The sequence below is a fragment of the Kribbella sp. NBC_01484 genome (genome assembly GCF_036227145.1).
Lineage (GTDB): Bacteria > Actinomycetota > Actinomycetes > Propionibacteriales > Kribbellaceae > Kribbella.
Map to the genome: position 1 here is coordinate 3727207 of NZ_CP109437.1, position 13630 is coordinate 3740836.

A 13630-nucleotide genomic window follows, 5' to 3' on the forward strand; every position below is an offset into this window, starting at 1 on the left:
TAGTCCTTCAGCGCATCGAGGACAGCCTCACTCGCGCCGCCACGCCACCTGCCTAGTTGTCAGACGGCGACTGCTCGGGCGACGGAGCGGCCGAGGGGGCTGGTCGCGGTGACCTTGATGTGGTTGAGGCCTAGCCAGGCGGCCATCAGGTGGAGTTCGGCGGACAGGGGTTCGGTGGGGTCCGGGGTGTTGGGCTCGGGGGTGAGGGTGGGGACCACGAGGGTGGAGGTTTGGCGGTCGGACTTCAGGTCCACTCGGGCAACCAGGCGATCGCCGAGGAGGAAGGGAAGGACGTAGTAGCCGTGGGTGCGTTGGGGGGCCGGGGTATAGATGCTGATGCGGTAGAAGAAGTCGAACAGATGGTGGGTGCGGTCGCGGTTCCAGATCAGCGGGTCGAAGGGTGAGAGGAGCGCTCGGGCGTTGATGGGGCGGTCCTTGGCTTCGTGCCAGCGGTAGCTCTGTTGGGTGATGCCTTCGACCCGGACGGGGATCAGGTCGCCGGCCTCGACCAGCTCGCCGATGACCTGGCGTGCTGTTGCTGTGGGCAACGTGAAGTGACCCTGGCCGGCGCCGCAGAGGTCCTTCGCTGTCGCGACACCCAGCCCGCGGGCGGCGATCCGGATGAGCTCGCGGCGGGCCTCGTCCGCGGTCGGCTCCGGTGCGGACAGTACGTCGGCCGGTAGCACGCGCTCGGTGAGGTCGTAGACGCGCTCGAAGTTCCGCCGTCCCGCGATCGTCACCTGACCCGTGCAGAACAAGTACTCGATGGCGATCTTCGCGTCCTGCCAGTTCCACATCCGGCCGGTGGTCGGATCCGGATCCGCGTCGGTCCGCTTCCGCCGTACGCCGTCCGGACTCGCCTCGCCGGCCGTGAGCGGGCCCTTCTCGGTGACGATGGCGCGCACCTGGTCGACGTACCCGGGTCGCTCGGCGCTCAGCCGCCGCATTCCCGCGACCACCGACCACGGCGCGGTCACGTCGGGGCTCAGCTCCTGGTCCCACACCTGCCGCTCCGCCGCGCGCATCCGCCAGCGCAGCAACGGGTAGTAGTTCAACGGCAGCAGCGCGGCCTTGTGTCCCCAGAAGTACTCGAACAGCTCCCGGCCGTCTCCCCAGCTGATCCGGTCGAGCGTCGTACGCGCGTAGTCCCCGACCCGGGCGAACACCGGCAGGTAATGCGACCGGCACAGCACATTCACCGAATCGAGTTGCAGCACTCCGGCCCAGTCGATCGCCTTCCGCAGCCCCCGTACATCCGCACGCCCGCCAGGCCGCGCTTCCCCGAACCCCTGCGCGTCCAGGGCGATCCGCCGCGCAACCTCGACCGAGATCTCATCACCAACCGCCACCATGAGCCGAACCTATCCCCGCCCCGGCCCATCACGCGGGTGGACGTGACGATGGCGGACCGCCAGGCCATCACGATGCCCCGTCGCCGCGGACGTCCGGCGGCCGCCGGCCTCACTCGGCCAGTTGTGATGGCCCGCACGTCCGCCATCCCCGCGGGTCCACCGGCCGCCCTACCGCGCATGGGCCTGCTCCACTGCACGTTTGCGGTACCAAAGGCCCCAGCCGACCAGCACTGCGAGAGAGCCGACGTGCAGCACCGGTGACAGGTTCGCCATGACGTCGACCGGCAGCAGGTAGACGAGCACCAGGCGGACGATCGCATCGGCCAGGAGCACACCCCCAACGACGGCGCTCAGCTTCAGGAAGCGGCGGCGGAACTGCGGCTGAGTGTGCCAGCGCTCGTCCCATTCGGCGAGGAGTTCCGGCTTGCCGGCGTTGAGTTTCCGGGCCAGCGTGTAGATCAGCGGGCGGCCGGTCAGGCATGAGCCCACGAGCAGCAGCCCGGCCGCGCCGGACAGGACCGATTCGCGCGCCAGCAGGATCCGCGGGTCGCCGGTGAGCAGCGACAACACGAGCAGCAGGGCGAAGCTCGCACCCACCAACGCCCCGAGTCCGTTCAGCCGACGGTGTACGACGGCCACGAACGCGACCCGGATCAGCGCCGCGACACCGCCCGCGGCCAGGGCCGGGAGGACGTCGTACCCGAGGGCCCGCCCGCCGTAATAGACGACGGCCGGCAGGCCGACGTCCCAGAGCAACCCCCGCAGGAGTTTCCGCTTGTCCATCAGAACCTCTCTCAATCAGATAAGCTACTGTCAGTAGCTTAAGAGGTGTGTGACAAGCGTGATTAGGTCAGATGTCATGGGATACTCTGGGTATCTCTCACGGGAGGTTGGATGACCCAGGTGACGCGCCGGCGGGGCGCCGCCCTCGAGCAGGCGATCCTCGATGCGGCGGTCGAGGAGCTCAACGAGGTCGGCTACCACCGCCTGACCATGGACAGCGTCGCCGCCCGCGCCGGGACCGCGAAGAACGTCATCTACCGGCGCTGGCCGAGCCGTGCGGCGCTCAGTATCGCGGCTTATCGGCAGATGCTGCCGACCAACCCGGAGGCAACACCCGACACCGGTTCGCTCCGTGGGGACGCGCTCGCCCTGCTCACCCGTGCCAACGACCGGTTGTCGTCCCCGGTCGGACGGATCCTCCGAGAGTTGCTGACCGACATCCAGTCCGACCCGGAGCTGCTGCGTGAACTGCGCGACCAGATGGCCCGAGCCGGCATCGGCGTGTGGCTGACGGTGCTGGCCCGGGCAGCGAGCCGAGGCGAGGTCGACCCGGCCGCACTCACACCCCGCGTCGCCACGGTCGCCGTCGATCTGCTCCGCAACGAGTACGCATTGAACGGCGCGACCAGTGTCCCCGGCAGCGTCCTGACCGAGATCGTCGACGAGGTGTTCCTCCCGCTGACCTCGCGGGCACGGGCTGAGCGTCGTACCTGAGGCTGACATGCCGCGGCTAAGGTTTCGGATATGTCGGTGAAGCAGTCGTCCAAGCTCGCGAACGTTTGTTACGAGATCCGCGGCCCGGTGCTGGAGGAGGCGCAGCGGCTGGAGGCGGCGGGGCATCGGATCCTCAAGCTGAACACGGGGAATCCGGCGCCGTTCGGGTTCGAATGTCCGCCGGAGATCCTCGAGGACATCGTCCGTAACCTCGCCGACGCGCATGGTTACGGTGACGCGAAGGGCCTGCCGTCCGCCCGGCGCGCGATCGTGCAGCACTACCAGCCCGCGGGCGTTCACCTGGACATCGACGACATCTACATCGGCAACGGCGTCTCCGAGCTGATCCAGATGGCCGTGCAGGCGCTGCTCGAGGACGGGGACGAGGTCCTCATCCCCGCGCCGGACTACCCGCTGTGGACCGCGGCGGTCGCGCTGGCCGGCGGTACGCCGGTGCACTACCGCTGTGACGAGCAGTCCGACTGGATGCCGGACCCGGCCGACATCGAGGCGAAGATCACCGACCGCACCAAGGCGCTGGTGATCATCAACCCCAACAACCCGACCGGTGCCGTGTACGACCACGACCTGCTGGTGACGCTGGTCGACATCGCCCGCCGGCACGGTCTGCTCATCTACGCCGACGAGATCTACGAGAAGATCCTGTACGACGACGCCGTGCACATCCCGGTCGCGTCACTGGCTCCCGACGTACTGACGCTCACCTTCAACGGACTGTCCAAGGCGTACCGGGTGGCCGGCTACCGCTGCGGCTGGCTCGCGGTCAGCGGTCCCAAGCACCAGGCGACCAGCTATCTCGAGGGCCTGACGATCCTGTCGAACATGCGGTTGTGTGCGAACATGCCGGCCCAGCACGCCATCGCCACCGCACTCGGTGGAAGGCAGTCGATCCGGGATCTGGTCCTGCCCGGTGGTCGGCTGCTGGCGCAGCGGGACACGGCGTACGAACTGCTGACGCAGATCCCCGGCGTGACGTGTGTGAAGCCGAAGGGCGCGCTGTACGTGTTCCCGCGGCTCGACCCGAAGGTGTTCGGCATCACCGACGACCGCCAGTTCGTGCTGGACCTGCTCCGCGCCCAGAAGATCATGATCGTCCAGGGCACCGGCTTCAACTGGCCCGAACCGGACCACATCCGGATCGTCACGCTCCCGCACAAGGATCAGCTCCAAGACGCCCTGACCCGCATCGCCACCTTCCTCGACACGTACCGTCAACGCTGAGCCATCGCACTCCGCAGCAGCAGGAAGTCGCTAGGAGCGAGAGACACGAGGCCGCGGCGGAGTTGATAGCCCCAGTTGGGTTGCCGGGTCAGGTCCAGCTCGGCGGTGATCTCGGCGAGCCAGACCGGCTGTACGGCGTCGAAGTCGACCCGGCGCCGCCAGGGGCGAACGATGCCGTGGGCACCCATCGACATCGGTTCCGCCTGGTAGGGCTCGGCGTCGGCGACCACTCCGAGCGCGGTGAACGCCCGGAGTGGCGTCTTCTCGCCGAGTCGATCGGTCGGGGAGTAGATCGCGAACCCATCCCCGGCCTGGAGTCGGGCAACGCCGTACCGCTTGCCGTGGTTGAGCTGGATGAAGCCGCCTTCGGTGGCGCGCCGGGCGTGGTCCGCCGACACGACACCGAGCCAGGCTCGTTCAGGTCGAGAGGTAGTAGTCACCTACCTACTGTCCGGCCGTATATACGACATCTTTCGTCATGATTTTCCGGCGGATTCCGGCGATCAGCGGCCACGCCAGCATGGCCAGGATGACGGCGTAGATGAGGTAGGCGACCGGCCCGCCGATCAGGCCGGACGGATCGCCGTTGGACAGCTGCAGGGACATCCGCGCCTGGCGTTCGGCGATCGGGCCGAGGATGACGCCGATGATCAGCGGCAGCACCGGCAGACCGAAGCGGCGCATCGCGAAACCGAGCAGGCCCAGCATCAGGAGCAGGAGTAGGTCGAGCGGTTGTGCGTTCACGGCGTACGCACCCATCGAGGCGAAGAAGATGATCCCGGCGTACAGGTACGGACGGGGGATCTGCAGGAGCTTCGCCCAGGCCGGTGCCAGCGGCAGGTTGAGCAGGAGCAGCATCAGGTTGCCGATGAACAGACTGGCGATCAGCGCCCAGACCAGCTTCGGCTCGCGCTGGAAGAGCAGCGGACCCGGCTGGATCCCGTACGACGTGAACGCCGCCAGCATCACCGCGGCAGTCGCGTTCGTCGGCAACCCGAGGGCCAGCATCGGCACCAGGGTCCCAGCGGCCGAGGCGTTGTTGGCTGCCTCCGGTCCGGCCACGCCCTCGATCGCGCCGTGGCCGAACTCCTCCGGATGCTTGGAGAGCTTCTTCTCCGTCGCGTACGAGAGGAACGTCGGGATCTCCGCACCACCGGCCGGGAGCGCCCCGATCGGGAACCCGTACGCCGTTCCGCGCAGCCACGGCCTCCACGAACGACGCCAGTCCGAGCGACCCATCCACGGCCGGCCGACCGGGATCACGGTGCCCGGGTTGCGGCGCAGGTGCGCGGCCACCCAGAGCGCCTCGCCGACCGCGAAGATGCCGACGGCAACCACCACGACATCGATGCCGTCGGCAAGCTGTGGGATGCCGAAGGTGAGCCGCTCCTGGCCCGTCACCTTGTCGATCCCGACCAGGCCGATCACCAGTCCGAGCAGCAGTGCGGCGAAACCGCGGATCCGCGACGAGCCGAGCACCGACGTCGCGCCGGCGAACGCGAGCAGCATGATCGCCAGGTAGTCCGGCGCGCCCAAGCTGATCGCGAACTTCACCACCTGCGGCGCCACCAGGACGAGCAGGACGGTCCCGATCGTGCCGGCCACGAAGGATCCGATCGCTGCCGTCGCCAGCGCCTGCGCGGCCCGGCCGGCCCGGGCCATCTTGTTGCCCTCGATCGCCGTCACGACCGACGACGACTCGCCCGGTGTGTTGAGCAGGATCGACGTTGTCGAGCCGCCGTACATGCCGCCGTAGAAGATGCCGGCGAACATGATGAACGCCTGCACCGGCTCCAGCCCGTACGTGATCGGCAGCAGCAGCGCGACGGTCATTGCCGGCCCGATCCCCGGCAGTACACCGACCGCCGTACCGACCGTCACCCCGAGCAGTGCGAGCAGGAGGTTGAGCGGCGTCAGCACGTCGCCGAACCCGTTGAACAGGTTCACCAGGTTGTCCATCAGAGGATCCCTTGCAGTACGCCGGCCGGGAGGTTGACGCCGAGGCCGATCGCGAAGGCGTAGAACGTGGTCAGCGACAACGCCGCCGCGATGAACAGATTGCGGATGTGATGCCGGCTGCCGAGTGCGAACGCCGAGCCCCAGAACAGCAGGCCACCGCTGATCACCCAGCCCAGCGGCTCGATCAGCGCCAGGTTGACCACGAACGCGCCGACCAGGAGCAGCACCGTCCGCCAGTCCACCGGTGAGGTCACGTCGATGTCCTCGCCGCCTTCGGCCTCCCCGGTTCCACCGCGGGCGACGTCGACGGCGTACAGGATCGCGATCAGCAGCAGGAGCGCGCCGAGCACGATCGGGACCGGCTTCGGCCCGATCGGGTCGTTGCTGTTGGCAATGTGCCGGATCCGGGCGGCGTCGGTGATCACCAGGACACCGACCACCGCCAGGAACCCACACACGCCGTACTGCGCCCGATCCCGCCGAGTCTCAATGTGAGGCTCGGCCGTGGTCATGCCGCGAGGCCCAGCTTGGTCAGGATGTCCGCGACCGCCTTGTCCTGGTCGGTGAGGAACTTCCCGAACTCGTCACCGGTGACGAACGCGTCGGTCCAGCCGTGCTTGGTCAGCTCGGCCTTCCACTCCGCCGAGTCGTGCATCTTCGTCAGCGCGTCGATCCAGACCGCCTTGTCCTCGGCGCTGATCTCCGGCGGCGCGACGATGCCACGCCAGTTGGTGAACACCAGGTCGATCCCGGACGACTTCAGCGTCGGCACGTCCTTCAGCGCCTCGACCGGCTGCTCACTCGTCACCGCGAGAACCCGCACCTGACCACTCTGCACCTGGTCCAGGAACTCGCCGAATCCGCTGGCCCCGAAGGCGATCTTGCTTCCGAGCAAGGCGGGGAGGAGCTCACCGCCGCCGTCGTAGGAGACGAAGTTGACGTCCTTCGGGTTGATGCCGACGGCCTGCGCGAGCTGCATCGGCAACAGGTGGTCTGGCCCGCCGGGCGACGAGCCGCCGCCGACCGCGAGCCCCTTCGGGTTCGCCTTCCAGGCGGTGACCAGGTCGCCGATCGTCTTGTACGGCGAGTCCTTCGGTACGACGATCGCCCCAGCCTCCTCGATCAGCTTGGCCAGCGGGGTGGTCTGGGTCAGCGTCGCCTTCGACTTCGACGTGTACGTCGCACCGACCACACCGAGCCCCATCTGCATGGCGAGCTTGCCGTTGCCCTTCTCGTTCACGGTCCGCTGCAGGCCGACCGTGCCGCCGGCGCCTGGCAGGTTGAAGACCTGCACGCCGGTCGCGATCTTCGCGTCCTCCAGCACCTTCGCGGCGACCCGGGCGGTGGTGTCGTACCCGCCGCCGGCCGCGTTCGGCACCATCAGCCGAAGGCCCGTGGCCGGCTTGCCGGCATCGGGCTGATCATTCTGGTCCGCGGTCGCGCCGCAAGCAGTCATACTGAGCAGCGCGAGCAGCGCGGTGGATGCCAAGAGCATCGGCCTAGACCTCATCGGCGGTGTCCTTTCACAGGCAGTGGTTCAGGTGGCGACGATCGTGGTCTCCTGGTGGGCAGGCCGTCTGCCTTCTGTCAGCAGCGGAGGTTGAGTTCATTGTGGTCACGACGGGAATCCCGCTGAAGGGTGGCCCTCGGGCGCACAACCCGGTGATCATGCGGCATGGCGTTGAAACTGAGGCTGTGCTTGTGAGATTAGGGAAGCCGACCCTGGCCGGCCAGCTGCTGGTGCTGCAGCTGGCGATCGTGGTGGTGGTGCTGGTCGCCGTCGCCGCGGTCTCGCTCGCCCAGTCCGCCGCCACCTTCAACCGGGTCGAGGGCCGCCGGGTGACCGCGCTGGCCGAGCAGCTGTCCGGCAACCAGACCCTGCGGTTCGGCATCCGGCACCCGGCGCCGGCCGAGGTTCTCGCGCCGCTGCTCCAGACCACGCTGACCCAGTCCGGCGTCACATCGATCACGGTCGCCGACGCCCAGGGCCGCGTGATCGCGGCGACCAACCCGACGTCGATCGGCACCGCGCTGACGCTGGGTGACGCGACCGTCGCGAAAGGCCGCGGATGGTCGGGAGAGCTGCGCGTCGACGACGGGAAGGAGCTGGTCTCCCAGGTTCCGGTGCTCAGCGATGGTGTCGACGACGGGACGCTCGGCGATCACATCGGGACTGTGATGGTCGGTGAGCGGGCGCCGTCGATCTGGCAGCGGCTCCGCGGCGCATCGTCGTACCTGGCGATCTATCTCGGGATCGCGTGCCTGCTCGGGCTGCTCGGGTCGTGGTTGCTCGCGCGCCGGATCAAGCGGCAGACGCTCGGACTCGAGCCGCGGGAGATTGCCGGGCTGGCCGAGCACCGCGAGGCCATGCTCTACGGGCTGGCCGAGGGGGTCGTGGCGCTGGATCCGCAGCTGCGAGTCACTCTGGTGAACGACGTCGGCCGGCGACTGCTCGACCTGCCGGAGAAGGCGGTCGGCAGGAGCCTGCGGGAGCTGGGGATCGAGGGCCGGCTGCGGGAGGTGCTGGCGGGGGAGCACAACGGTGACGAGGCCCGCGACGCGGTCGTCGTACGGCGGGGTCGCGTGCTGGTGATGAACCGGATGGACGTGCTGAAGGACGGGCGGTCGCTCGGATCGGTGACGACGTTGCGGGACCGGACCGAGCTGGCTCAGCTGGAGCGGGAGCTGGGGTCGTTCCGGAGTTCGGCCGAGTTGCTGCGGGCCCAGACGCACGAGTTCGCGAACCAGTTGCACACGATCTCCGGGCTGATCCAGATCGGGGAGTACGACGAGGTCGTCACGTACGTCGGTGCGCTCAACCGCTATCGTGAGTCGCTCGACCTGACCGTGACCCGGCGGGTCCACGACACCGCGGTCGCCGCCCTGCTGATGGCGAAGTCCTCCGTCGCGGCCGAACGCCGCGTCGAGCTCCGGGTGTCCGAACGCACCACGCTGCTCCGGCTCGATCCGGAGCTGTCCGCCGACGTCGCCACCGTGATCGGCAACCTGGTCGACAACGCGATCGACGCCGCCGCCCACTCGGGTACGCCGCTGTCGCCCGCGTGGGTCGAGGTCGAACTGCGGCAGGACGCCAGCAGCGTCGAGATCGTGGTCCGCGACTCCGGTCCGGGCATCGCGCCGGAGCTGGTGCAGGAGGTGTTCGCACACGGGTTCACCACCAAGGCCGCGGCCGAGGGCGAACGCGGGATCGGGCTGGCGATGACCCGCCTGGTCTGCCGCCGGCGCGGCGGCGAGGTCGCGGTTACCAACACCGAGGACGGCGGCGCCGCGTTCATAGCCCGGATGTCCGTCCAGCGCCTGCCCGAGGGAGCCCGATGATCAAGGTCCTGGTCGTCGACGACGACTTCATGGTCGCCCGGATCCACCGCGGTTTCGTGGACCGGGTGGACGGCTTCGAGGTCGTCGGTACGGCGAACTCCGGTGAGCAGGCCCTGGACGCGCTGCGCGAACTGCGACCCGACCTGGTGCTGCTGGATCTCTACCTGCCCGACGTGTTCGGGCTTGACCTGATCGGCCGGATGCGGGCCGCGCAGCCGGATTGCGACATCCTGGTGATCACGGCGGCGCGTGAGGCCGACGCCGTCCGAGGAGCTGTGCGGCAGGGTGTCGTCAACTATCTGCTGAAACCCTTCGGTTTCGAGGATCTGCGGTCGCGGCTGGAGGAGTACGCGCGGCGGCGGGCGAGCGTGCCGGATCGGGTCACCAGCCAGGCCGATGTCGATCGCGTGCTCGCGCCGGCCCGGTCCACCGTGAGCCGGCTGCCGAAGGGCTTGAGTCAGGAGACCGCGGACCTGGTGGCCGCGGCGCTCCGGACCGCCGAGCGCAACCTGTCCGCCGCCGAGTGCGCCGAGAAGGTCGGCATCTCCCGGGTCAGCGCGCGCCGCTATCTCGAGTTCTTCTGTACACGCGGCCAGGCCGACGTGGCCCTGCGCTACGGCACCACCGGGCGGCCCGAACGCCGGTACCGCTGGCGCGCGTAGGGTGCGGCCTATGCCGCTGTATTCGTTTGAGGGAAAGAGCCCGAGCATTCACCCGGATGCCTGGATCGCGCCGACCGCGACGCTGGTCGGCGACGTCGTCGTCGAGGCGGGCGTCTCGATCTGGTACGGCGCGGTGATCCGGGCCGACCTGGGCACGATCACGATCCGGGCCGGGGCGAACATCCAGGACAACACCGTGATCCATGTCGGCAGCAACGGTTGTGAGATCGGCCCGAACGTGACCGTCGGCCACCAGTGCCTGGTGCACGACTGCACGATCGGTGAACAGGCCCTGGTCGGCAACGGCGCGATCGTCCTGGACGGCGCGGTCGTCGGCGCACGATCCCTGATCGCGGCCGGCTCGACCGTGACGCCCGGCGCGGTGATCCCACCCGAATCCGTTGCCCTCGGCAGCCCCGCCAAGAAGATCGTCCCGCTCGAAGGCACCGCCAAGCTCTTCGTCGACCACAACGCCGCCGTGTACCACAACCTCGCCCAACGTCACGCCGCCACGGTCGAAGAAGTCGGATGAAACCCGGTGAGCTCGACCGGCGGGCCAAACTGCACTTCGCCCGCGAGGCGCCTGGGGATGCGCCTGCCCTGAACCACAACCCCCTGGACCGCAAGGACTCCTAGGCCGCGGGGGCGGATCGGGGAGCGGGAGAAGGCGGTGGGAAAGGACCCGGTGTGAGGTTACGGTGGCAGCCTGACCGAGGGAGGGTACTCATGACCGAGATCGCGAACTCCGGCGCCGCGGTGATCAGCCGCGCGGACGGGCGGGACGACGGCGAGGACTGGACCGAGAACTATACCGAGCTCCCGGGCGGTGCGAACGTCTCGCTGATCCTCGAGTCCACCACCCAGGAAGGCGTCGGCCCCCGGCTGCACAAGCATCCCTACGCCGAGACCTTCATCATCCGGCGTGGTACGGCGACGTTCACCGTCGACACCGAGGAGATCGTCGGCAAGGCCGGCCAGATCCTTGTCGTCGCCGCCGACACCCCGCACAAGTTCCGCACCGGCCCCGGCGGCTACGAAGCCGTCCACATCCACGCCAACCCCACCTTCGAAACCATCTGGCTGGAGTAGTGGTTCGTCACCCGGGCACGCGTTCCCCGGGTGGGGTGAAGGCCGCCAGGAGGGTCGCGGTGATGTAGGGGGCGGCCTGGTCGGGGGTGATGCGGGCGGCGTGGATGTCGTCGGCGGCGCCGTGCATCACGTTGTGCATCACGCTGACCAGCCACGACGTGGGCAGGTCGGTCCGGAACACACCTTCTGTGCGGCCGCGCTCGATCAGTCGCTCCACGCGCGCCATCGGGTCCGCGTGCAACTCCCGCACCCGGCCGGGCGGGAGCGTGTCCTGCGCCGCGATCAGGAGTGAGCGGTAGCGGTCGACCAGATGCCAGCTGGACTCGGTCAGCCGGGCCAGCGCCGCGCGTGGATCGCCGCTCAGGTCGACCTGCCCGAGCGACTCCTCGCCGCTCTCGATCGCATGCACGAACACCGCGTCGACCAGGTCGCTCCGGGCCGGGAAATGACCGTAGAGCGTGACCCGCCCGACGCCGGCCGCCTTCGCGATCTCGCTCGTACTCGCGGCCGGATCGCGGCTCAGGCAGTCCGTCGCCGCGGCCACGATCGCGGCGATGTTCCGCTGCGCGTCCGCCCGCTTGCCGGTGGTCTGCGCCATCCACACTCCTCTTGTCGAACACCGCTGTACGAGTTACTGTACTGGAATTAACCTGAACAGTACTGTTCGACTTAAGGACCGGATCATGGAAGAACCTGACCCCCGGCGGTGGCGGCTGCTGGGGCTGCTCGCCGTCGCGCAGTTCATGCTGATCCTGGATGTGACCGTGGTGGCGATCGCGCTGCCGAACATCCAGACCGACCTCGGGCTGCAGCGCGAGACGCTGACTTGGGTGGTCAGTGCTTACACGCTGATGTTCGGCGGCCTGATGCTGCTCGGCGGTCGCGCGGCCGACCTGTTCGGCTCCCGCCGCGTCGTACTGACCGGCCTGTTCGTCTTCACCCTCGCCTCGCTGGCGACCGGTCTCGCGAACGGTCCCGAGCTCCTGCTCGCCGGCCGCGTCGCCCAGGGCATCGGCGCCGCGATGCTGTCCCCGGCCGCGCTGTCGGTGGTGACCAAGACCTTCGACGGCGAGGAGCGGAACAAGGCGCTCGGCATCTGGTCCGCGATGGGCGGTGGCGGCTCGGCGATCGGCGTACTGCTCGGTGGTCTGCTGACCGCCGGCCCGGGCTGGCAGTGGGTGTTCTACCTGAACGTGCCGATCGGCGTGATCGTCTTCGCCGTCCTGCTCCGGATGCTGCCGGCCGACCGTCCCGCCGCGGGTACCGGCCGGCTCGACGTACCAGGCGCTCTGCTGGTCACGGCCGGCACCGGTACGGCGATCTACGCGCTGATCAACGCCGGCGACCGCGGCTGGTTCTCGGCCGCGACGCTGGGCACACTGGCCGGCGCGATCGTTCTGTACGGCGTCTTCGCCTGGGTGCAGCGGTCGGTCCGGTCGCCGCTGATGGACCTGCGCATCTTCACCCGCCGACCGGTTGTCGCGGGCATCTTCATGATTCTGGTCGCGACCGCCCTGATGATCGCGACCTTCTTCCTCGGCTCCTTCTACCTGCAGCACTTCCAGCAGTACGGCGCACTCCGCACCGGACTGTTGTTCCTGCCGGTCGCGCTCGCCGCGATCCTCGGGGCGCAGGTAGCCGGCACGCTCGTGGGGCACGTCGGCGCCCGCATGGTCGCGTTGGCCGGGTTCGCGATCTCGGCGCTGGGGATGGCCGTTCCCGCCATCTGGGAGGGTGCTGCCGTGATCGTGACTGGGATGACCGTCAGCACCATCGGGCTCGGTGCGGCGTTCGTCGCGGCCTCGACGACGACGTTCGCGCAGATCGACCACCGCGAGGCCGGGCTCGCGTCCGGGCTGCTCAGCACCTTCCACGAGTTCGGCGCGTCGGTCGGGGTGGCGGTGGTGTCGAGTGTCGCGGCCGCCAGTCTGGCCGGGACGGTCAGCACCGGGTTCACCCGTGGGTTCACGTTCGCCGCGATCACTGCCGCGGTTGCGGGCGTCCTAGCGCTGGTCGTCGTACCCGCCTTCAAGCCCGCGACACGAGCGGTCCATGCCCACTGAGATTCAGCTGAAGGAGGCGAAGCCGAAGCGGCCCCAGGCTACGAAGATGATCAGGGCCAGGTAGGTCAGGTTCAGGACCATGTGCTTGAACTCCTGACGGCGGAACTCCACGGTGGCCGCGCCGGTCATGATCACGGCCAGGCCGAGGGCCGCCAGCGGGACCAGGATCGGTCCGATGTCGAGCGCCGCTGGCAGGATCAGGCCGGCGGCGCCGACGATCTCGACCGCTCCGAGGGTCTTGACGAAGCTGCCGCTGAAGTCCAGGACCCATCCGCCGCCAGGCGCCCTGGCCAGCTTCTGCTGCGGGATGAACAGCTTGTTCGCGCCGGCGATCAGGAAGACTGCGGCCAGGAGACAAGCAATGATCCACAGGGCGATGTTCATGAGAGTGCTCCTCGATCGGTTACCTCGGCCCTTCCGGGCTCGT

At 68.8% G+C, this 13630-nt stretch carries 15 protein-coding genes; 7 read left to right on the forward strand and 8 right to left on the reverse strand.

Annotated elements, in window-relative coordinates; translation table 11 throughout:
* Nucleotides 1-59 precede the first annotated feature (59 nt).
* Nucleotides 60-1352 (reverse strand): winged helix-turn-helix domain-containing protein, encoded by a 1293-nt coding sequence (locus OG555_RS18390; protein ID WP_329484128.1) that lies wholly within the window; start codon nt 1350-1352, stop codon nt 60-62.
* Between the two features lie 168 nt (nt 1353-1520).
* Nucleotides 1521-2150: a VC0807 family protein gene (locus OG555_RS18395; RefSeq protein WP_329484129.1), complete on the reverse strand. Its 630-nt coding sequence runs from the start codon at nt 2148-2150 to the stop codon at nt 1521-1523.
* Nucleotides 2151-2246: 96 nt separating this feature from the next.
* Between OG555_RS18395 and OG555_RS18400 the strand changes: the two genes are divergently transcribed.
* Both OG555_RS18400 and OG555_RS18405 read left to right on the forward strand, forming a co-directional pair.
* The gene (locus tag OG555_RS18400; protein ID WP_329484130.1) at nt 2247-2849 is read left to right on the forward strand and encodes a TetR/AcrR family transcriptional regulator; all 603 of its coding nucleotides are present in this window, start codon (nt 2247-2249) and stop codon (nt 2847-2849) included.
* Nucleotides 2850-2879: 30 nt separating this feature from the next.
* Nucleotides 2880-4091, forward strand: coding sequence for a pyridoxal phosphate-dependent aminotransferase (locus OG555_RS18405; RefSeq protein ID WP_329484131.1), 1212 nt, complete (start codon nt 2880-2882; stop codon nt 4089-4091).
* Here the strand turns inward: OG555_RS18405 and OG555_RS18410 are convergent.
* Genes OG555_RS18410 through OG555_RS18425 form a run of 4 tightly spaced genes read right to left on the reverse strand, consistent with a single transcriptional unit; the run spans nt 4082 to nt 7545 of the window.
* A complete protein-coding gene (locus tag OG555_RS18410) occupies nt 4082-4531 on the reverse strand; it encodes an EVE domain-containing protein (RefSeq protein WP_329484132.1) in 450 nt (149 codons plus the stop codon). The genes OG555_RS18405 and OG555_RS18410 overlap by 10 nt on opposite strands.
* A 4-nt stretch (nt 4532-4535) precedes the next feature.
* Entirely contained in the window at nt 4536-6050 is a 1515-nt protein-coding gene (locus OG555_RS18415; RefSeq protein WP_329484133.1) for a tripartite tricarboxylate transporter permease, read from the reverse strand.
* Complete coding sequence (locus OG555_RS18420) at nt 6050-6562, reverse strand: tripartite tricarboxylate transporter TctB family protein (protein ID WP_329484134.1); 513 nt, start codon at nt 6560-6562, stop codon at nt 6050-6052. The genes OG555_RS18415 and OG555_RS18420 overlap by 1 nt, the downstream gene beginning before the upstream one ends.
* Nucleotides 6559-7545 carry a Bug family tripartite tricarboxylate transporter substrate binding protein gene (locus tag OG555_RS18425; RefSeq protein WP_329484135.1) on the reverse strand — a complete coding sequence of 329 codons (987 nt, stop codon included), beginning with the start codon at nt 7543-7545 and terminating at the stop codon, nt 6559-6561. The genes OG555_RS18420 and OG555_RS18425 overlap by 4 nt, the downstream gene beginning before the upstream one ends.
* Before the next feature lie 206 nt (nt 7546-7751).
* Between OG555_RS18425 and OG555_RS18430 the strand changes: the two genes are divergently transcribed.
* From OG555_RS18430 to OG555_RS18445, 4 genes are all read left to right on the forward strand, one after another.
* Nucleotides 7752-9389, forward strand: a complete 1638-nt coding sequence (locus OG555_RS18430) for a sensor histidine kinase (RefSeq protein WP_329484136.1) — start codon at nt 7752-7754, stop codon at nt 9387-9389.
* The gene (locus OG555_RS18435) at nt 9386-10051 is read left to right on the forward strand and encodes a response regulator (RefSeq protein ID WP_329484137.1); all 666 of its coding nucleotides are present in this window, start codon (nt 9386-9388) and stop codon (nt 10049-10051) included. The genes OG555_RS18430 and OG555_RS18435 overlap by 4 nt, the downstream gene beginning before the upstream one ends.
* A gap of 10 nt (nt 10052-10061) precedes the next feature.
* Nucleotides 10062-10583, forward strand: coding sequence for a gamma carbonic anhydrase family protein (locus tag OG555_RS18440; RefSeq protein WP_329484138.1), 522 nt, complete (start codon nt 10062-10064; stop codon nt 10581-10583).
* Between the two features lie 194 nt (nt 10584-10777).
* Nucleotides 10778-11140: a cupin domain-containing protein gene (locus OG555_RS18445; RefSeq protein ID WP_329484139.1), complete on the forward strand. Its 363-nt coding sequence runs from the start codon at nt 10778-10780 to the stop codon at nt 11138-11140.
* A 7-nt stretch (nt 11141-11147) separates the two neighbouring features.
* On the opposite strand, the gene OG555_RS18450 is transcribed toward OG555_RS18445, so the two are convergent.
* Nucleotides 11148-11738, reverse strand: a complete 591-nt coding sequence (locus tag OG555_RS18450; RefSeq protein ID WP_329484140.1) for a TetR/AcrR family transcriptional regulator — start codon at nt 11736-11738, stop codon at nt 11148-11150.
* 85 nt (nt 11739-11823) lie between these two features.
* On the opposite strand from OG555_RS18450, the gene OG555_RS18455 reads away from it, so the two are divergent.
* Nucleotides 11824-13203 (forward strand): MFS transporter, encoded by a 1380-nt coding sequence (locus OG555_RS18455; protein ID WP_329484141.1) that lies wholly within the window; start codon nt 11824-11826, stop codon nt 13201-13203.
* A gap of 3 nt (nt 13204-13206) precedes the next feature.
* Here the strand turns inward: OG555_RS18455 and OG555_RS18460 are convergent, their stop codons facing one another.
* Nucleotides 13207-13587, reverse strand: coding sequence for a DoxX family protein (locus tag OG555_RS18460; RefSeq protein WP_329484142.1), 381 nt, complete (start codon nt 13585-13587; stop codon nt 13207-13209).
* Between the last annotated feature and the right edge of the window lie 43 nt (nt 13588-13630).